Here is a 19,099-nt window from a genome sequence, read left to right on the forward strand (position 1 = left end):
TCAGTCAGCCAGCGCGATGCTGAACGGAATGGGGTTGCGCATGCTGTTGGCCACCGGCGAGTAGAAGTTCGCCTGCTTGACGATCTCGGCGAGCTCCTCGCGGGTTGCGTCGCCCTCGATCAGAACCTTCACCCGGATGTCCTGGAAGCCCATTTGCTCGGGTTGCATCGGCGCGCCGCCCGCTCCCCAGGCCGCAGGGTTGCCGATGTCGGCTTCGAGGAAGATTTCCAGCGTGCTTAGCTTGACCTGCTTCCAGGTAGCGACGGCGGTTATACCTACGGCCAGGCATCCACCGAGGCCCGACAACACGATTTCCCCCGGCGCTGGCGCGGTATCTTCGCCGAACAGATGCAAAGGCTCGTCAACCACGACGGCCTGGTGATCGCCCACATAACTGAGGCTGCGATACATGCCCTGCATCACGGTGTGGACTTTGTTGGTGCCGCGCGCGCCCGGGTTGTTGCGGCCCTTCTCGGCAAAAGTCATCAGGCCGTCGCGGTCAATCGGACGCAGGTAGGTTTTAACGGTAGTGGCGGCGGGGGCGTTCATGGCGTTCTCCATTCAGTGAATTAGCAGCGATGACCAGAACGGTCAGGCTGCTGCTGAATGGCTTATCGCAACGGGCGTGCCAAGCCTGCTTTAAACAAAGAACTTATTATTTTACAGTTACTTATATATCGCGCTTGCACAGATTGGCGGATACGGTGGTTTTGCTGAGGCGGACAGATTGTAAACAATGTCTACAATCTGTCGGATCGCGTTCTTGGCTCCGCCGAGAGTTTTTGCCAGCGATAATTGAACTGTCTTGCCGTCATTCCGAGCAGTTGCGCAGCCCGGGATTTGTTTCCTGCGCAGCGCTCCAGAGCCAGTCGCAGCGCCTCGATACTGTGTGAGTGGGCTGAAACATAGGGACGCACTGCTGCATCGGAGGCGAACGGCTCGATCATTCCGACTGCCGCTAACTCCATGGGGGTGGAAGGCGACGGTGCAGGGCTGCCAGGCAGATATCGATTGACGTCCTGTGCAGTCAAAGGCGAGTGATCGGCGAGAAGAACCATCCGTTCGATCACGTTGGCAAGCTCCCTGATATTGCCGGGCCAGTTGTATCGCTGCAGGTATTTGATCGCGTCCTGGCTGAGGCTCACATTGCGCTGGTTCGCCTGATTGACCTTGTTGAGGAAATGCAGCACGAGGGCCGGAATGTCATGACGGCGCTCGGCCAGGGCGGGTAAGCGTATCGGGATGACGTTCAGGCGATAGAACAGATCCTGCCGAAAGCGGCCCGCATTCACTTCGGTCTCCAGATCCCGATTGGTTGCGGCTACGAGCCGCACGTCTATCTTGATTTCGCGCGTGGCCCCCAGGCGGGTGATAGTGCCTTCTTGCAGGGTGCGCAGCAGTTTGGTTTGCATCGGGAGCGGAAGCTCGCCGATTTCGTCGAGAAATATCGTGCCGCCATCCGCTTGTTCGAACCAGCCCGCCCTGGCTGTTTGCGCGCCAGTGAACGCGCCACGCTCATAACCGAACAGCTCGGACTCGAACAGCGTTTCGGGGATCGCTGCGCAATTGACGCGGATAAAGGGTTTGTCGCGTCGGGGGCTGCTCAGGTGCAAGGCACGGGCGAACAGTTCTTTGCCGGTGCCCGACTCGCCCAGCAGCAAGACGCTTGCCGTGGAATCCGCCACGCGCTCCAGCTCCGAAAGCGCGCGCAGCAGCAGCGGCGCACTGCCGATGATGCCGTATCGGTTGGGGCGGGTTTCGAGTGCCTGGGCCAGCAATGCATTGCGTTGCTCCAGGGCCTCTGTCTTTTCCCGAAGATGCTGCTCCAGATGCAGCATCTGCCCCGCGAAGGTGGCCAGGATACGCAGAATGGTCAGGTCGTCTGCCAGCGGGCGGGCCCGCGTCCTGATGCGATGGCAGGCCAGCACGCCGAAGGTGATCTGCCCCGTCTGGATAGGCAGCGCAATATATGACACAGGCCCGGCTGGCAGATGCTTGCGCGCTACCATGCGCCCCAGGAACAGTGGGTCGTTGTCGATATCCTGAACGATTGTCAGTTGCCCGCGGGCAAGAACCCGTCCTGTAATGCCTTCATCCGGCGCGTAGCGACCGCGACTGATTTCCTCGGCTGTCAGCCCGTAGGCATAACGAATCGTGCCGTAATGCCCCGACTCGTCGAGCAGTACGATCCGGCCTCTGTTCAGCCCCAGCAATTCGGACAGTAGGTGGAGCATCTCGCGCAATACGCGCTCGGGGGAAAAGTCCTTGCCCGCCAGTGAAGTCACTTGCTGAAGCAGCAGCATTTCTTGCGCACGCCAGAAGGCAGGAGAATTTTCCGGCTCATTGTCTTTGCTGTTCATTCTCTTACCTTGTTTTTCTATAAGCGCTCAGCGATGGGGGATCTTTCCGAGAGCCCTTCATGGGTTTTCAACCATCGGTATACCGTCTTTGCTCAGGTGAATCTTCAAGAAGTCGCGCGCCAGAAACAGATTGCCCTTGTAGCCCGCGGCGGCCTCCCTGCGAAGGTCATCCATCGATAAGCCCCGGCCTGGGGTGTTCTGGTAGCGCGCACTGAAATGGGTGAGGACCAGGCTCGGCACGCCTGCCTGCTGGGCGAAACGGGCAACCTGTGCCGCGCTGCTGTGGCCGAACTCGTTTTTACCGGCGTCGGCGACGGCCTGGGTGTAGGTGGCTTCGTGGACGAGCAGGTGGGCGTCCCGGCAGGCCTCGCGCAGCAGTTCGGGGCGGTCGTTGTCGCCGCCGATGACGATCCGCCGTGGTGGCCGGGCGAGCAGCAGGTAATCCTCGCTGCGCAGGGTGCGGCCTTCATGCACGACGTCGTGGCCGCGCATCAGCTGCCCCCAGAGTGGGCCGCGCGGAATGCCGTCCTGGTCGAGTCTGTCGATGTCCAGGCGAGGATCGGGCCGCGCCTCGGTGAAGGTATAGCCCCAGCTTGGCACCCGATGGGAGAGGGCGGTCGCGGCAACCCGTACGTATGGGTTGCGCCAGCCCGTGAAGGTTTCGGTGGCATGGAAGCGCAGCTCATACGGCAATCCGCTCTGGCTCATGTCCAGCGTGGCGCGAACCCAAGGCTCGATTGCAGCCGGTGCGACGATGTCCAGCGGCGCCTGACGGCGTGCCATGCCGGCGCTGGCGAGCAGGCCCGGCAGGCCGTAGCAATGGTCCCCATGGACATGCGTGATGAAGACCGCGCGCAGCCCATGCAAGGTCAGCGGCGTATGCAGCAGTTGATGCTGGGTGGCTTCACCGCAATCGATCAGGTACCAGCCCTTGCCGCTGTCTTCGAGCAGCGCCAGTGCACTGACGTTGCGGCCCCTGGTCGGGGTGCCGGATGAGGTGCCGAGAAAGAGAAGGTCCACGCGCAGGCTCCCAGGGTTCGTTCCGCCAGTTTGCCGGTCGGGCGCGGCGGATACGGGTGCGTTCAGCCGATACGATTCATCTGCTTATTCTTTCGGGTTACTGACAAAGCACGAACTTATATTAAGAGTAACTAAATACTACCGTTATCCTGCCCGGCATCGAAACGGGCTGACTGGCCCCATGGGGTGCAATGATGGAGTTGGGTGTGCTTGGCTTTGTGATCGCCGGCCTGCTGGTGGGGTTCATTGTCGGCATGACCGGGGTTGGCGGCGGCTCGCTGATGACGCCAATCCTGCTGTGGTTCGGCGTCAATCCGGCGGCGGCGGTGGGGACCGATCTGTTGTATGCGGCGATTACCAAGGGCGGCGGCGTCTGGGTTCATCACAGCAATCGCAACATCGACTGGCACATCACAGGCTGGCTGGCGCTCGGCAGCGTGCCAGCGGCAGCACTCATGCTCTGGGCGCTGAAGGGGCTGCATACCGATCCCCGCGCGCTCAATGCGATCATCACGCAGTCGCTGGGCGTCGTCCTGGTATTCACGGCGCTGGCGGTCCTGTTCAAGAAGCCGTTGCTGGCCTGTGCCGCGCGCCTGTCCGGACCGGCGCCGCGATTGTCACCGCGTGGGTTGAATGCGCTGACCATAGCCGCCGGCGCGGTGCTTGGTGCAATGGTCACGCTGACCTCCATCGGTGCCGGTGCACTGGGAACCGTCGCGCTGTTCTTTCTTTATCCGTTTCTCAGCACGCGCCGGCTGGTGGGTACCGAAATCGCCCATGCCGTGCCGCTGACGCTGGTTGCCGGTCTCGGCCATGCCAGCATGGGCAACATGGACTGGACGATCCTCGGCTATCTGCTGGTCGGCTCGTTGCCGGGCATCTATCTGGGTAGCAATCTGTCGGGTCGGGTGCCTGAAACCGTGCTTCGTCCGTGCATGGCGGTCATGTTGGCATCCATTGGCTATAAGCTCATCTGACCGCATCTCATCTGGAGGCGCGACGCACCCGTTATGGAAACGATTGCGGCTGGCGTTGCCGAACATACATGACAACAGCGACCTTTCGTTTCTACGCCAAGCTCAACGCGTTCCTGCCAGCCGAGCGGCGTGGCCAGGCGTTTCGTTGCTCATGCGCGCAGGCCGCAACCCTCAAACACATGATCGAGGCGATAGGAGTGCCGCATACCGAGGTGGCACTGGTGCTGGTCGACGGCGATCCGGTCGGGCTGGACAGGCGGATCGAGGAGGGTGATCGCATCGCCGTCTATCCGAAATTCGAACGGCTGGAGATCACGGGCCTGACGCCCGTGCCCGCGCCGCCTGGCGGACCGCCGCGATTCGTTGCCGACGCGCATCTCGGCGGTCTCGCCAGGCTGTTGCGCATGGCCGGTTTCGATACCAGGTTCGACAACCGGTACGAAGACGCGGCGATGGTCGCGCTGGCCAACCGCGAAGGGCGGGTGTTGCTGACCCGTGACCGCGCCTTGCTCATGCACCGGGCGGTCAGGCATGGCTGCTATGTGCACGCGCTCAAGCCAGCGGACCAGTTGCGTGAAATCTACCAGCGCCTGGACCTGGCTGCGCACGCACGCCCCTTCACCCTGTGCATGCGGTGTAACGCGCCGCTCTGCGCACTGGACAGGCAGGCCGTGCGCGACCGCGTGCCGCCACGGGTGTTGGAGCGTCATGAGCGGTTCGTCGGCTGCAATGGCTGCGGCAGGATATTCTGGGAAGGGACGCATTGGCAGGACATGCGCGCCATGCTGGGTTCGCTGACAAGCGGCTGAGCGCGACCGAATGCGTGGCGCTCAGCCGTCGAGGCGATTCCCGTGCGGGTCGGGTTCGGCTCGTCGGTGTCGCTGCGTCAGCATGCTCGCCCGTCCCAGCCGCTGGCGTGGATCGCTCAGGCGTGTTCGCAGTTGATCATCCAGGAGACGCCGAAGCGGTCCACCAGCATGCCGAAACGCTCCGCCCAGAACGTCTTCTCAAGGGGCATCACGACCTGCCCGCCTTCGGCCAGCCCGTTGAACAGGCGATCACACTCGGCGATGCTCTTCGGGTGCAGGGAAATGGAACAGCCCTTGATGCCTTCGTACGGGCCGCCACCACAGGCTGCGTCGCCGGGCATGGTGTCGGAGGCCATCAGCTGGTATTCGCCCAGGTTCAGGCAGACGTGCATGATCCGCTCGCGATGCTCGGCAGGGAAATGCTCGGCTTCTGGTGCCTGCGCGAAGGTCATCATTTCCAGCGTGCCGCCCAGCACCCGCTGGTACAGCGTGAAGGCGTCGCGCGCCTGGCCATCGAAGGTCAGATAGGGGGTGATTTTCATCAGTGCTCTCCTGTTCGGGTTATTGGGGAATCCGCGCGCGTAGCCGCGCTTCCTGCTCGCGCAACTCGGGGGTGAGTTCGGCGCCGAAGTCTTCGGCTTCGAAAATCTGGCGAATCTCGATTTCCGATTCGCCGAGGGCGGACGCAGGGCAACGCTTCACCCAGTCGATTGCCTCTTGCAGCGACCCGGTCTGCAACAGCCAATAGCCTGCGATCAGCTCGCGGGTCTCGACGAAGGGGCCATCGATCACCGAACAGCGCCCTTCGCTGAAGCGCACGCGTGCACCCCGACTGCTCGGATGCAATCCCTCCCCGCCGAGCAGAACGCCCGCGTTGGCCAGTTCTTCGTTGTACCGACCCATGGCCGTGAGGACGTCCTCGCTGGGCATCACACCCGCTTCGGTATCCTGGTTGGCCTTGATCATCACCATGAAGCGCATCGTCCGACTCCTTCATCGATTGGGAGAATCAGCCTAGACGGATCTGCACGAGATTCCGCTGGCTCTGATCATTGGTCGACTGGGCGAGACGGGATTCGACACCGACCGGCAAAAAACCGAACGTCATGCCTGTATCAGCTTCTGGGCGGAATATTCAGCCCCTTGGCCACGGCCGGACGGGCAACGAAGGTGTCGAGCACCCGCTGCACATTGACGAAACGCTCGAACTCCACCAGCTCGCGTGCCTCGTAGAAGCCCACCAGGTTGCGCACCCAGGGAAAGGTGGCGATGTCGGCGATGCTGTAGCGCCCGCCCATGATCCACTCACGGCCTTCCAGGCGCTTGTCCAGCACGCCCAGCAGCCGCTGGCTTTCGGCGACGTAGCGATCACGTGGACGCTTGTCTTCGTAGTCCTTGCCAGCAAACTTATGGAAGAAACCCAACTGGCCGAACATCGGGCCTATGCCGCCCATCTGGAACATCAACCACTGGATCGTCTCGTAGCGGGCGGCCGCGTCCTCGGGCATGAACTGGCCGGTCTTGTCCGCCAGGTACAACAGGATCGCACCGGATTCGAACAACGCCAGCGGCTCTCCGTCCGGCCCGTTGGGATCGAGGATCGCCGGGATCTTGTTGTTCGGATTCAGCGAGAGGAATTCTTCCGAGAGCTGGTCGTTGCTCTCGAAGCTGACCAGGTGCGCCTCATAGGGCAGCCCGGTTTCCTCCAGCATGATGGATACCTTTACGCCGTTGGGCGTGGGCAGGGAATACAGCTGCAGGCGATCGGGATAGCTGGCGGGCCATTTCTGGGTGACGGGGAAGGTGGACAGATCGTGCATGGTGCCCTCTCTTTGCGCAACGGAAGTCGAACGCTGAGGATAGCGGTTGCCGGCCGACGCGGTCATCGGCGCGTGCTGCTGGCCCTGCACCGATCGATGCCGCTATGGTTGAACACCTGATTCCTGCCATGGAGCACCGCCCGTGTCGTTGACCACTCCTTACGATCCGCAGAACATCTTCGCCCAGATCATCCGGGGCGATGCGCCTTGCTACAAGCTCTTCGAGGATGACGACGTGCTCGCCTTTCTCGATCTGTTCCCGCAGTCCTTCGGTCATGCGCTGGTGATCCCTAAACGGTCCGCAGCCTGCAACATCCTGGATGTGGATACCGAGGCGCTGTGCAAGATGATGGCCGTGGCGCAGCGACTCGCCCGCGTGATCGTCGATGAGTTGCAGCCCGATGGCGTACAGATCGCGCAGTTCAATGGCGCGCCGGCCGGGCAGACGGTGTTTCATATTCACGTGCATATCGTGCCGCGCTACGCGGGCGAGGGGCTGGGCATCCATGCCGCGGGCAAAGCCGAACCGGCGGAGCTGGAGAAACTGCAGGCACGGCTGGTGAAGTGGCTGGCGTAGGCGTCTGCCCGGCTGCGGACGAACCTAGCCGGTCGCCCACTGGGTCAACGCGTGCAGCGCCAGCCCGACCAGTCCGCCGACCAGGGTGCCGTTGATACGGATGTACTGCAGGTCCTTGCCGACGCTCTGTTCCATCTGCTCGACCAGTTCGCCGCTCTCCCAGTTTTCCACGCGCTGGGCGATGTATGTGCCGATCTGCGCGCGGTAGCGTTCGAGCAGCCCTGGCGCGGCGGCCATCAGTTGCTCGTTGATCCAGATACGCATTGCGGTATCGGCGGCCAGCGAGTCGCCCAGACCCTGGGTCAAGGTGACGATACGCCTGCCAATGCGCGAGTCCGGATTCTGCAGGTCGGTCCGCAGCCATTCGGTCAGCTCTTGCCAGAGGGTGCGCAGGTAGTCGGTGGTGGCGGGGTGCTCCAATAGCTGGGCGACGATGCGCTCGACTTCAAGCCGGTAGGCCGGATCGTGTTTGAGCCGCTCGATATAATCGCCGACATGCTCATCGAAGCGGTCGCGCAGGGGGTGCCCGGGGTCGCCAGCGACCTCGGCGATCACCGCCGAAACGCCGTCGACGAACTTGTTGGCCGACCAGCCGCCCACCGCCTTGCCCAAGCCGAGGTAGCGCAGGGTGCGGACCTCGGCGGTGATGGCCTCGGCCACCAGCGCACGGGTGTCGTCATCCTGCAGCAGTGCGTCGAGCTTGATCAGCGCTTCATCGAGCATTGCCTGGTGTTTGCCCTGACGGGTGAGCATTTCCAGTACCTGACCGCAGACCGGCGCCAGGTCGATCTTGCGTGCGCGGTCGATCAGTTTGGCCTGGACGAAAGCCTGCACACGCTCATCCTGCAGCGATTGGACGCCGAAACGCGCCATGCCGGTTAGCTGGCGACCGACAGCGTCGGCGTTGGCTGGATGGCGCAACCAGTTGGCCAGGCGCCCACCGATATCCAGCGCGTGCAGCTTGGCCAATACCAGCGGTGTGGAAAGGAAGTGGGTGGTAATGAAGGTCGACAGGTTCCGCCCGATCCGGGCCTTGCTACGCGGGATGATCGCCGTATGTGGGATCGGCAGGCCGAGCGGGTGGCGAAACAGTGCCGTGACGGCAAACCAGTCGGCAATCGCGCCGACCATGGCCGCTTCGGCGAACGAGGCGAGGTAACCCCAGGCCCGGTGGCGCGGTTCCATGGCGGTGGCGACGACATAAAGCAGGGCGGCAAGTAGCAGCAAAAGGCCGGCGACCAGCTTCATACGTGAAACCGGGGACTGCCAGCGACGTTGCAGAGGGCTCATGCGATTGCTCTCGGTGGCGGCGGACGAGGCGAAGGCAGGCTCGGCCGGGCGGCCGACGGGTCTGCTCCTTCACAGCACAGACCCGGATGGGCGGGAGCGGGTTCGAACGCGCGCGTGGCGCGTTCAGTGGCGTGCCGGCGACCGCGATTTATTCCTCGCCGTCGTCCTCTTCGCGCAGCAGCACGTAGGTGTCGTCATCCAGGCGCTCGCAGACATAGAACATCGAGATCGTGCCGTCCTGTTCGGTCACAGCGGCGTAATCATCGGCCTCGACGGTGAAGTAGCTCTTCGAGTCGGCACCGGCTTCGCTGGCGAATACGGCGGTGAAGAACGCCTCTTCGGGCATGTCGTCGAAATAGTCGGCGCGCGCCTTGGCGTCCCAGTCGGCTGGAGGTTCGAACTGCCCGGTGATGACCACGCGGGCATCGCCCAGGTCCTGCTCTTCACCTTCGGGATCGGTTTCATGGGCGCGGTAGATGGTGCAATTGAGCGCGTCCGGGTGGGCCAGAATGCGCTCGCGCGAAAAGGGTGGGTTGGCAGGCATGGGTGCAACTCCGATCACAGGTGGGATTGACGCAGTGTGGTGGACTCCAGAGGTCGCTGCAATCGCAAGTTGGCGAGCGCGTCGGATTCTCCCGCCGCCACGACGATCGGACCACCGGCAAGTCGGTGAACGAACGCTGTCGGACCGGCACCGCTCCAATCCGATAGAACCCATTGCTCATACAGCGAGGCCGCCATGAGCCAGACCCCCCAGGATCAACCCGAGCACGACAAGCCTGCCGATGAGTCCCCGGACGTCACCATGACCGACAGCGGTGAAAAGGAACCGGGCGAGGACCCTGACTTCGACGATGCCGAGATCGACGAGGGTTCCGACAATCGCGGCTAGACCCATCCCCGGGCGAGGCTCTGCCCGCGCACTAAGACCAGGAGCGCCCATGGACAAGTACCACGTGAAGCCAACCCCGATGGGTTGGGAAATGACTGATCCTCAGTCCCACGAAACGATCATGCGAACCCTGACCAAAGACGAGATGTTCACCGAGCTGGACAGATTCATGGTGGGCAAGACGGCGTCGGTCGAGGTATACAGACGCGACGGCGGGCTGGAAGAGGAGCGGCCTTATCCCGGCAGCAGCCATCCGGTGTCGACCCGCTAGGCTCGGGCCGTGGCATCCTTGTGCTGGCGGTCGAGGCGCGCCGTCTGCCATCACCGCTTTGCCTATCACATCGGAGAGTCCTGTATGCGCTTGCCCTTGACCGTTGTTTCTCTGCTGGCGCTGGCCGGCTGTTCGTCATGGCAGGCTGATCCCGAAGACATCAAGCCCGTGCCGCAAGAGCGCCTGCGTGGGTACCAGACGCCGGTCGCCGAGGGCGGCGAATTGGTCGTGACCCGTGATTTCGGCTTGCGTGGCGGGGGGTGTTACGTGGCCCTGATGGTTGACCGCAAGCTCGCCGCACGCGTCCATGTCGGCGAGCAGGTTCGGTTGCAGGTGCCAGCGGGGATGCGCATCGTCAGCATCGAGTCCGATCCGGAGGACGATACGCTCTGTGGCATGGGCAGGCTGCTGCGCGAGAAGGCGACACGGATCGAGACGGGCGAGACGCTGTACTTTCGCATCAGTACCGACAACCGCATCGGATTCGACATTCAGCAGGTCGAGTCCCGCTAGACGACACGCGGCGGCTCTATCGCAACGATCCGCGCGGATTGCGATGGAACACCGCGAAACATACTGGCCTCGGTCTCGCGGAACCTTCCATGGGATTTCATGCTTCCATATAGCCGCAAGCGTTGTGCTTGAGCCTCTGGAGGCGCGTGCGCTCCGTCAGCGGGGCTCGTCCTGCACAGCGACCTATTCGCCCACGCGGCCGCGCGGCCGCCTTGAAGGAGTCGATGCGTGAAAAAAGCCATGTCCTCCCTGATGCTCGTCGCCGGGCTTGCGATGATTCCGACGCTGCAAGCCGAGCAACGGCCGACCTACGGGCCACAGCTCGAAGGGTTCAGCTATCCCCATCCGATCGAGCGTTTCGAGTTCTCCTCGCAGCGACAGACGCTGTCCATGGGTTATATGGACGTGAAGCCCGCACGCCAGGCCAATGGCCGCACCGTGGTGCTGATGCACGGCAAGAATTTCTGCGCAGCGACCTGGGAGCAGAGCATTGCGGTGCTGGCGCAAAATGGCTATCGAGTGATCGCACCCGACCAGATCGGTTTCTGCAGCTCGAGCAAACCCGAGGGTTATCAGTTCAGTTTCGCTCAGCTGGCGCACAACACCCAGGCGCTGCTGGCGTCGCTGGATATCGATCAGGTCACCCTGATCGGTCATTCGATGGGCGGCATGCTGGCTTCCAGGTTTGCCCTCAACTACCCGCAGGCGGTCGAGCAGTTGGTGCTGGTAAACCCCATCGGTCTGGAAGACTGGCAGGCCGAAGGCGTGCCCTATGCGTCCATCGACGACCTGTACGAGGGTGAACTGAACACTGATTTCGAGAAGATCAAAACGTACCAGCAGAAGTTCTACTACAACGGCGACTGGAAGCCGCAGTACGACCGCTGGGTGGATATGCTCGCCGGGATGTATGCCGGCGACGGCAAGGCACTCGTCGCATGGAACCAGGCTCAGACGTCCGAGATGCTATTCACCCAGCCGGTGATTCACGAGTTCGGAAAGCTCCGCATGCCCACGTTGCTGCTGATCGGTGGCAAGGACCGCACGGCACCGGGCGCCAATCGTGCGCCTGGCGCGCTCGCGCAACGCCTGGGCAACTACCCCGAGCTGGGCAGGCGGGCCGCCGCGATGATTCCTGACGCCACGCTGGTCCCGTTCCCCGAACTGGGGCACTCGCCGCAGGTCGAGGCGCCGGAGGTGTTCCACAAGGCATTGCTGAAAGGTCTCGGCTCGCGCTGACGGGGTAGCGGGCCTTGCCGTGCGCCTGGAGTCGCTAGAGTGGCCAGATCCAGAGGATGACGGGAACAGCCACCAGCACGACCACTATCGACAGCGGTAATCCCAGGCGCCAGTAGTCACCGAAGCGGTAGCCGCCAGGTGCCATCACCAGTGTGTTGGACTGATGCCCGATGGGGGTGAGGAAGGCGCAGGAAGCGCCGATCGCCACGGCCATCAGCAGCGGATCGGCCGAAGACTCCATGCCCCGTGAAAGGGCGATGGCCACCGGCGCGGCGAGCACGGCAGCGGCAGCATTGTTGACGACGTTCGACAGCAGCATCACGCCAATCATCAGTATCGCCACGGTCGCGGCTGGAGGCGCTGCCTGGCCGATATCCAGCAGGGCGTCGGCGATCAGGCGCGAGCCTCCGGTGGTTTCCAGGGCCTCGCCGACCGGCAGCATCGCCGCGATCAGGACGATGATCGACATGTCGATGCTCTTGTAGATGTCGCCGTTGGGGACCAACCCGACGAGCACCATCGCCAGCGCGGCGCCGACCAGCGCAATGGCTGCGGGGACTACGCCGAGCGCGATCACCACCAGGGCGATTGCGAAGATGCTGCTGGCCAGCAGGACCTGGCGCGGAGCCGTGATGCGCAGGCCGCGCGAGGCCAGCGGCAGGCAACCGAGGTCGCTCAGTGTCGATTGCAGCTGATCCTCACGGGTCTGCAGCAACAGAATGTCGCCAGCGGCGAAGCGAATTTTGCTCAGCCGTTGCTGCAACCGCTGCCCTTGGCGCGCCACGGCCAGGACGTTCACCCCGTGGCGCTCGCGCAGCGCAAGGCCGGTGGCTGTGGTTCCCACCAGCGAGGAGCCGGCCGTGATGATGGCCTCGGCCAGCGCGCGTTCACCTCGTTCCCCGCTCTGGTCCGACTTGTCCGGGTCCGCTTTTTCCTGCGCCTGGGCCTTGCTGTCAGCCTCGGCGGCCAATTGCAGGTGCGTCACGTCGAGCAAACGCTTGAGGCTGTCGGAGTCGGCCTCGACCAGCAGAACATCGTCATCGCGCAGCACTTCGTAGGTCGAGGGCATGCGCTGATGCCGCCCGGCCCGCACCAGGGCGATGACCAACACATCGGCTTCTTCGCCGCCCGCGACCAGAAGGTCGCGCAAGGTGCGCCCGACATACTTGCTGCCCGCTGGAAGCTTCAACTCGGTCAGGTAGGCGCTGATCTCGAACAGCTCCTGGGCGCCGGCCTGATTCTCCCGGCGCGGCGTCAGGCGCCACAGTGCGGTGATGAACAGGACGCCAGCCACAGTGATTGCCAGGCCCACCGGCAGGAAATCGAACATGCCGAATGGCGTCTCGCCAACTTCGCGTCGATAACCGGCGATGATGATGTTGGGCGGCGTACCGATCAGCGTGAGCGTGCCGCCGAGCAGCGAGCCGAACGCCAGCGGCATCAGCAGGTACGATGGCGAGCGGCCGCTCTGGCGCGACATCCATACGGCCACCGGCATGAACAGCGCCAGCGCGCCGACGTTATTCATGAACCCCGAGCACAGCGCAACGATGCCGGTGAGCGTCAGCACCTGGATCCACGGACGGTCGCCAACCTTGGTGAGGTGGCGCGCCAGTGCGTCCACCACGCCGCCGTTGAGCAAGCCGCGGCTGAGCACCAGTACCGCCGCCACGGTGATGACCGCCGGGTGACCGAGGCCCATGAAGGCTTGTTCCGGCGGGATGATACCGGCGAGGGTCACGACCAGCAGGGCGCCGAGCGCGACGATGTCGTAACGCCAGCGATTCCACGCGAACAGGCCCAATGTCGTGGCCAGCACGGCGAATACGATCAGCTGATCGCTTTGCATGGATAACTCCAAAAGACAGCTGTGCCCGCGACCGGGAGCGGAAGGCGGATGAGCAGAGCATTGGATGGAGGCACGCGCCGCAGCGGTGCCACGTTAGCCCGATGATGGACCGCTGGGCCAGCGTTGCGTTCGTCGCCAGGCCGCTGGGCACAACGCATCGTACCGCTCCGGGTTGCGGTCCGGCCGCCGAGCGGGTCAGAATTCACGCCAGCGGGCACGTCGCACCAGCGCCCACGGAGCGAAGACCGTCTATGTCCCAGCCTATCCTTCTGCGGTGCCGCGATGGTTACTCGCTTGCCGCACACCTCTGGCTCCCGCGTGGCGAAGCGCGCGGCTCGGTGATCGTCAATTGCGCGACCGGGGTGCTGGCGCGCTATTACGGCCGCTATGCCGGCTTTCTCCGGGAACACGGCTATGCGGTGCTGACCTATGACTACCGTGGCATCGGCGGTTCCCGGCCGCCGAGCCTGCGTGGCGTGGCCATCCGCTGGCGCGATTGGGGGGACTACGATTTCGATGCGGCAGTGCGATGGATGCGTGAGCGCGACGCGAACGGCCCGCTGGTCATCGTCGGGCACAGCATCGGTGGTTTCCTGCCGGGGTTCGCCGCGGCCGCTACCCAGGTCGATCGCATTCTCAGCGTCGGCGCGCAGTATGCCTATTGGCGCGACTACGCCGCCGCGCGGCGCTGGCAGATGTACGCCAAATGGCATCTGTTCATGCCGGCGCTGACCGCGCTATGCGGCTATTTTCCAGGACGGCGGCTGGGCTGGCTGGAGGACCTGCCGGCCGGCGTGGCGCTGGAATGGGCGTTTCGCCGGGCGCGGTTGGAACACAGCTACCCTGCGCATGAGCGCGAGCGGACGCTGCAGCGATTCGCCGCCGTGCGCGCGCCGATCCTCGCGGTGAGCGTGAGCGATGACGAGTACGGCACCGTGCCGGCCATCGAGCGCGGGCTGAGCTATTACCGCAACAGCCGGTGCGATCATGTGCGGTTAAGCCCTGCCGAGTTGGGGCTGACGCGCATCGGGCATTTCGACCTGTTTCACGAGCGCCACCGGGAAGGATTCTGGCAGGCGACCCTGGCCTGGATAGACGAGGGCCGCAACCCATGGACGCCGCCGGCCGCCGATTCGAACGCACGGCAGACCTGCTGAGCGCGGCCCGTGCAACCCGCCGGAGCGACCCCGCCGACCCTCCGCTGGCATCGCACCGCGTGCTCGATGGTCAGCCCTTTTGCGCCGCGTGACCGGGCCGCAACCGAACCGCCATCGGCCTGGCGAGCGTGCGTCTGCGACAGTAACTGCTCGATGGCCCTGGAATAAGCCTGACGACCCACGCGCATGGCATTGTTGTGATTGCCACCTTCGACAAGCAGGAGCTGCTTGGGCTGTCGGGCAGCCGCATACAGCTGTTCGCTGAAGCGCGCGGGCACATACTGGTCGTTGGTACCGTGGACGAGCAGAACCGGCATGCCCACTTGATCGATCTTGTCGACGGAGTCGAATTTCTGCGACAGCAGCCAGCGAATCGGCCAGGGGGTGTCGGCGATTTCGGTGGCCACATCCGCGAGGGTGGTGAAGGCTGACTCGATGATCAGCGCCCGCGCCTCGGGCGCCTCGCCGCGGCGTTCGGCGTCGCGGCCAAGCTCGGCAGCCAGGTCCACCGCCACGGCGCCGCCGAGCGAATGACCATAGATCAGTCGCCTGTCGGCATCGGGCTGCAGTGTTTTCAGGTGATCCCAGGCGATGCGCGCGTCCTCGTAGACGCTCGCTTCGGACGGCAGCTCACCGAGACTCTGGCCGAACCCTCGGTAGTCGATGGCCAGCACCGAAAAACCCAGGGAACGGATTTGTTCGAGACGCGACTGGTGGCCGGTGAGGTTCCAGCGTGAGCCGTGCAGATACAGCAGGGCCGGAGCGTTCGGCTGCTCGACGGGCCACCACCAGGCGTGGATCGTCTGGTTGTCGCCAAAGGCCGGTGCGGTCAGTTCCAGCTCCTGCACGCTGCTCGGCAGGCCGCGGTACCAGCTGGCCGTACCCGGCTCGATACGGAATACCAGCTCGCGCTCCTTGCGTTCGAGCATCGAGCAGCCGACCGGCAGGCCGGCGACCAGAGCGCCGACGAGCATCAGGCACAGCAGTCGCGCTCTGGATCTGGAAACAAAGACGTTCGGCATGGCGCATATGGTCCGTTCAGCGGGAGCGCTCATTGGGACGGCTGACCGCCCCGTCTGCAAGGGCTGCCGACGACCGGCTGGTTACCTCATATTGCACGGCGGGCCGTCGGCCCTCGGCAACCTGCCGGGCGACGGCCGCTTCGTGGGCGCGCCTGGCCCGTACCTGCTGGCGTGGCGAACGCGGATCGTCGGTCAGATACGGAACTGTTTGACCAGCGCGCCGAGGCGTTGGCCCAGCTGTTCCAGGTTGCGTGCCGTCTGCGCGCCTTGCTGGGTCTCGTCGGCGACCTGATCGACCGACATGGCGATCTGGTGCACGCTGCGGTTGATTTCTTCGGCGACCGAGGTCTGTTCTTCGGCGGCGCTGGCGATCTGAGCGTTCATGGCGTTGATGGTGCCGATCAGCTGTGCGATGGCATCCAGCGAAACGCCGGCGCGAGTGGCCTGTTCGCTGCTGCTTTCACCTGCTTCGCTGGAGCGTGCCATGGCATCGACGGCGCTCTGCGTGCCGTGTTCCAGCCGGTCGATCATGCCCTGAATTTCCTGGGTGCTCTGTTGAGTCCGACTGGCCAGCGCGCGAACCTCGTCCGCCACCACCGCGAACCCGCGCCCAGCCTCGCCGGCACGTGCCGCTTCGATGGCCGCGTTGAGGGCGAGCAGGTTGGTCTGGTCGGCGATCGAACGGATTACGCCCAGCACATTGATGATCGAATCCACGTCCTTGCGCAGGGTGTCGATGGAGGCGCCGCTATCACGGATGTCTCGCACCAGCGCATGGATGCGCTCGACGCTGCCATCGACGACTCGCTTGGCGTCCTGGCCTTCCTGGTCGGTCTGCTGGGCCGCATTGGCAGCGTTCTGCGCGCTCTGCGCCACTTCCTGCGCTGCGGCGGACATTTCGTTGATGGCGGTCGCGACCTGATCGGTTTCGTGTCGCTGCTGCTGCATCGCGATTTCGGAGCGTCGTGCTTGCGCGGCGACCTCGCCAACCAGCTCGGTCAGTTGGCTCGTCACCTCGACCATCTGCGCCACCATGCCGTGGATCTTCTCGACGAAGCGGTTGAACGAAGACGCCAGTTCGCCGACTTCGTCCCGGCTGGTGATCTGCAACCGGTGGGTCAGGTCGCCATCGCCGGCGGCGATGTCGTCGAGGTTGTCCTTGATACGCTGGATCGGACGCACGATCGAATTGCTCAGCGTCAGCCCGACGAGGCCGAGTACGGCCAGCATGATCGCGGCCAGTACCAGCGTGCTGGTCACGATGGCTTCGATGCGTTCCTCGATCTGTGCCTGAATCTGTGCCAATTCGGCGTCGATGCTGTCGATGTTGATCGACGTGCCGATGGCCAGGTCCCACTTCGGCAAGTAGTGGTTGTAAGACAGTTTGGGCAGCAGCACGTGGTCCTTGCCCGGCATCGATGAAAAATACTGCAGGTAATGGCTGCCGTCTTTCGCGGCGCGCACCAGTTCGGTATTGATCAGCATGCCTTGCTGATCGCGGCGATCCTTCATGCTGGTACCGACGCCGTCCGGGTTGGTGCCGCGAAACAGCCGAATGATGTTCGAGTCGTGCCCATAGAAATAGCCGTCGTCACCGAAGGTGATGCGTGACAGGCGCTTGATGGCTTCGGCACGAGCGGCCATGTCCCCGTTGGGGGAATGCTCGTAGAGGTCCGAAATGGCAGCGAGTGCCACCTCGACGTAACCTTTCAATTCCTTCTGGCTCTGGGCCATCAGCTGTTCACGCCGATTGGCGATCTCGGTTTCGGCACGGTCGGCGAGGATCTTGGCTGTCCCGCCGCACAACACCAACGCAAGCAGCAATACCGGCAACAAGGCCAGGAGAATCATCTTCTGTTTCAGGGAGAGGTGCATCGGTAACGGCCAATTTGGAAATCAAGATTCTATAAAGCGGCCGTTGACGAGAATAATTTAGCGCAGTGATGGAGATATTTCGCATGGCCGGACAGCCGGGCCGCAGCGCGGCCCCATCGCGTTCGGCTCAATCGCAGGCGGGCGCCGGGGTTCGGGCGTTCGCTGAGTCGTCCTGAGTGGTCCAGGCCCACCAGAACACCAGCAGGCCGACCGCACCGGTTGCGGCGCCGATGTATCCGGTGGAGGTCCAGCCCAGGCCGGCGCTGATGGCCAGTCCGCCAAGCCATGGGCCGAGCGCATTAGCGACGTTGAACGCCGAATGGTTGGACGCCGCGGCCAGCGTCTGCGCATCGGCAGCGACATCCATCAGGTGCGTCTGCAGTGCCGGCGACAGCGAGACCATGGTACCCACGGCGAACGCCGCCGGCAGAATAGACCACAGCGAGTGGGCGGCGAACGGGAAAAGCAACAGGACCGCGATGCTCCACAGCAACAGCCAGGCGATCGCCTTGAAGCCCAGCCGATCGAACAGCCAGCCCCCGAACAGGTTGCCAATGATTCCACCCAGGCCGAAGGCGGCCAGCGCAACGGGAATCCAATGTTCGCCAACGCCTGTGACTTGCAGCAGCGTAGGTGCCAGATAACTGAACACGCAGAACATGCCGGCGAAACCGACCGAGCTGATGGCCAGTGCCAGCCACACCGGCTTGCGGTTGAAGTCGCGCAACTCGCGCATCGGATCGTTGCGCGGCTCGTTACGATCGAGCGGCAGGAAAAAGGCCACCAGTACGACGGTCAACAAGGCGATCAACCCCACCAGCCCGAACGCCCAGCGCCAACTCAGCCATTGCCCGAGCCAGGTGGCGGTGGGGTTGCCGATCAGCATGGCGATGGTCAGCCCAGCCAGTACGCGGCTGACGGCCTTGGCGCGTTGATCCGGTGGCACCATCGAGGCGGCGACCAGCATCGCCACGCCGAAGTAGGCGCCGTGGGGCAGGCCCGCGACGAAGCGGAACAGCATCAGCGAGTGGTAGTCCGGGGCGAAAGCGCTGGCGAAGTTGCCCAGGGCGAAGAAGCTCATCAGCAGCAATAACAGGTGCCGGCGAAACAGCCGTGAGCCGATGATGGCCAGCAACGGCGCGCCGACCACCACACCCAGGGCGTAGGTGCTGATTACGTGGCCGACCTGAGGTTCGGTGACGCCCAGGCCCTGCGCCACATTGGGCATCAAGCCCATGATGGCGAATTCGCCGGTGCCGATGGCGAAACCGCCCATGGCCAACGCCAGTTCTATCAACAGGATGGCGCGCGGCGAAAAGCGCTGCGTCGGCGGAGAGGGGTGCGCCGTCATGGTCTGCCTCGGAGCGTGGGGAAAAAAGCGCGGGATTATCCACGCAGATGGCCTCGAGGGAAAGGGTGTCCGCTTTC

The 19,099-nt window shown here is 63.8% G+C and carries 19 protein-coding genes and 1 pseudogene; 8 read left to right on the plus strand and 12 right to left on the minus strand.

Annotated features, from left to right (window positions below; translation table 11 throughout):
• From GQA94_RS09195 to GQA94_RS09205, 3 genes are all read right to left on the minus strand, one after another.
• Window positions 1-549 (minus strand): OsmC family protein, encoded by a 549-nt coding sequence (locus tag GQA94_RS09195; protein WP_158187727.1) that lies wholly within the window; start codon window positions 547-549, stop codon window positions 1-3.
• 191 nt (window positions 550-740) lie between these two features.
• On the minus strand, window positions 741-2,360 hold the full coding sequence (locus GQA94_RS09200) for a sigma-54-dependent Fis family transcriptional regulator (RefSeq protein WP_158187728.1): 1,620 nt from the start codon (window positions 2,358-2,360) through the stop codon (window positions 741-743).
• 57 nt (window positions 2,361-2,417) lie between these two features.
• Window positions 2,418-3,380, minus strand: a complete 963-nt coding sequence (locus GQA94_RS09205; RefSeq protein WP_158187729.1) for a ribonuclease Z — start codon at window positions 3,378-3,380, stop codon at window positions 2,418-2,420.
• A gap of 194 nt (window positions 3,381-3,574) precedes the next feature.
• Between GQA94_RS09205 and GQA94_RS09210 the strand changes: the two genes are divergently transcribed.
• Window positions 3,575-4,357 carry a sulfite exporter TauE/SafE family protein gene (locus GQA94_RS09210; protein WP_158190067.1) on the plus strand — a complete coding sequence of 261 codons (783 nt, stop codon included), beginning with the start codon at window positions 3,575-3,577 and terminating at the stop codon, window positions 4,355-4,357.
• Window positions 4,358-4,425: 68 nt separating this feature from the next.
• Complete coding sequence (locus tag GQA94_RS09215) at window positions 4,426-5,166, plus strand: Mut7-C RNAse domain-containing protein (RefSeq protein WP_158187730.1); 741 nt, start codon at window positions 4,426-4,428, stop codon at window positions 5,164-5,166.
• Window positions 5,167-5,282: 116 nt separating this feature from the next.
• Here the strand turns inward: GQA94_RS09215 and GQA94_RS09220 are convergent, their stop codons facing one another.
• The 3 genes from GQA94_RS09220 to GQA94_RS09230 form a co-directional block, all read right to left on the minus strand.
• Window positions 5,283-5,708 (minus strand): VOC family protein, encoded by a 426-nt coding sequence (locus tag GQA94_RS09220; RefSeq protein ID WP_158187731.1) that lies wholly within the window; start codon window positions 5,706-5,708, stop codon window positions 5,283-5,285.
• 19 nt (window positions 5,709-5,727) lie between these two features.
• Window positions 5,728-6,147: a YciI family protein gene (locus GQA94_RS09225; protein ID WP_158187732.1), complete on the minus strand. Its 420-nt coding sequence runs from the start codon at window positions 6,145-6,147 to the stop codon at window positions 5,728-5,730.
• Between the two features lie 134 nt (window positions 6,148-6,281).
• Window positions 6,282-6,986 carry a glutathione S-transferase N-terminal domain-containing protein gene (locus GQA94_RS09230; protein ID WP_158187733.1) on the minus strand — a complete coding sequence of 235 codons (705 nt, stop codon included), beginning with the start codon at window positions 6,984-6,986 and terminating at the stop codon, window positions 6,282-6,284.
• A gap of 142 nt (window positions 6,987-7,128) precedes the next feature.
• Here GQA94_RS09230 and GQA94_RS09235 point away from each other — a divergent pair, with 142 nt between their 5' ends.
• Window positions 7,129-7,563, plus strand: a complete 435-nt coding sequence (locus GQA94_RS09235) for an HIT family protein (RefSeq protein WP_158187734.1) — start codon at window positions 7,129-7,131, stop codon at window positions 7,561-7,563.
• Between the two features lie 24 nt (window positions 7,564-7,587).
• On the opposite strand, the gene GQA94_RS09240 is transcribed toward GQA94_RS09235, so the two are convergent.
• Window positions 7,588-8,853 carry a DUF445 domain-containing protein gene (locus GQA94_RS09240; RefSeq protein ID WP_158187735.1) on the minus strand — a complete coding sequence of 422 codons (1,266 nt, stop codon included), beginning with the start codon at window positions 8,851-8,853 and terminating at the stop codon, window positions 7,588-7,590.
• A gap of 148 nt (window positions 8,854-9,001) precedes the next feature.
• The gene (locus tag GQA94_RS09245) at window positions 9,002-9,397 is read right to left on the minus strand and encodes a hypothetical protein (protein ID WP_158187736.1); all 396 of its coding nucleotides are present in this window, start codon (window positions 9,395-9,397) and stop codon (window positions 9,002-9,004) included.
• 195 nt (window positions 9,398-9,592) lie between these two features.
• Between GQA94_RS09245 and GQA94_RS23245 the strand changes: the two genes are divergently transcribed.
• From GQA94_RS23245 to GQA94_RS09260, 4 genes are all read left to right on the plus strand, one after another.
• Window positions 9,593-9,745 (plus strand): hypothetical protein, encoded by a 153-nt coding sequence (locus GQA94_RS23245; protein WP_199270118.1) that lies wholly within the window; start codon window positions 9,593-9,595, stop codon window positions 9,743-9,745.
• Window positions 9,746-9,794: 49 nt separating this feature from the next.
• Window positions 9,795-10,016, plus strand: coding sequence for a hypothetical protein (locus GQA94_RS09250; protein ID WP_158187737.1), 222 nt, complete (start codon window positions 9,795-9,797; stop codon window positions 10,014-10,016).
• A gap of 84 nt (window positions 10,017-10,100) precedes the next feature.
• On the plus strand, window positions 10,101-10,529 hold the full coding sequence (locus GQA94_RS09255) for a 3-isopropylmalate dehydratase (protein WP_158187738.1): 429 nt from the start codon (window positions 10,101-10,103) through the stop codon (window positions 10,527-10,529).
• A gap of 228 nt (window positions 10,530-10,757) precedes the next feature.
• Window positions 10,758-11,768, plus strand: a complete 1,011-nt coding sequence (locus GQA94_RS09260; protein WP_199270119.1) for an alpha/beta fold hydrolase — start codon at window positions 10,758-10,760, stop codon at window positions 11,766-11,768.
• Window positions 11,769-11,802: 34 nt separating this feature from the next.
• Here the strand turns inward: GQA94_RS09260 and GQA94_RS09265 are convergent, their stop codons facing one another.
• A complete protein-coding gene (locus GQA94_RS09265) occupies window positions 11,803-13,617 on the minus strand; it encodes an SLC13 family permease (RefSeq protein WP_158187739.1) in 1,815 nt (604 codons plus the stop codon).
• Window positions 13,618-13,868: 251 nt separating this feature from the next.
• On the opposite strand from GQA94_RS09265, the gene GQA94_RS09270 reads away from it, so the two are divergent.
• Window positions 13,869-14,774: an alpha/beta fold hydrolase gene (locus GQA94_RS09270; RefSeq protein ID WP_158187740.1), complete on the plus strand. Its 906-nt coding sequence runs from the start codon at window positions 13,869-13,871 to the stop codon at window positions 14,772-14,774.
• 122 nt (window positions 14,775-14,896) lie between these two features.
• Here GQA94_RS09270 and GQA94_RS09275 read toward each other — a convergent pair.
• The 3 genes and pseudogenes from GQA94_RS09275 to GQA94_RS09285 form a co-directional block, all read right to left on the minus strand.
• Window positions 14,897-15,796, minus strand: a pseudogene (locus GQA94_RS09275) (alpha/beta hydrolase); the annotation flags it as partial.
• 192 nt (window positions 15,797-15,988) lie between these two features.
• Window positions 15,989-17,671 (minus strand): methyl-accepting chemotaxis protein, encoded by a 1,683-nt coding sequence (locus GQA94_RS09280; protein ID WP_158187742.1) that lies wholly within the window; start codon window positions 17,669-17,671, stop codon window positions 15,989-15,991.
• A gap of 127 nt (window positions 17,672-17,798) precedes the next feature.
• Window positions 17,799-19,022: an MFS transporter gene (locus GQA94_RS09285; RefSeq protein WP_158187743.1), complete on the minus strand. Its 1,224-nt coding sequence runs from the start codon at window positions 19,020-19,022 to the stop codon at window positions 17,799-17,801.
• Window positions 19,023-19,099: the final 77 nt, after the last annotated feature.

It is taken from the genome of Stutzerimonas stutzeri (genome assembly GCF_009789555.1).
Lineage (GTDB): Bacteria > Pseudomonadota > Gammaproteobacteria > Pseudomonadales > Pseudomonadaceae > Stutzerimonas > Stutzerimonas stutzeri_R.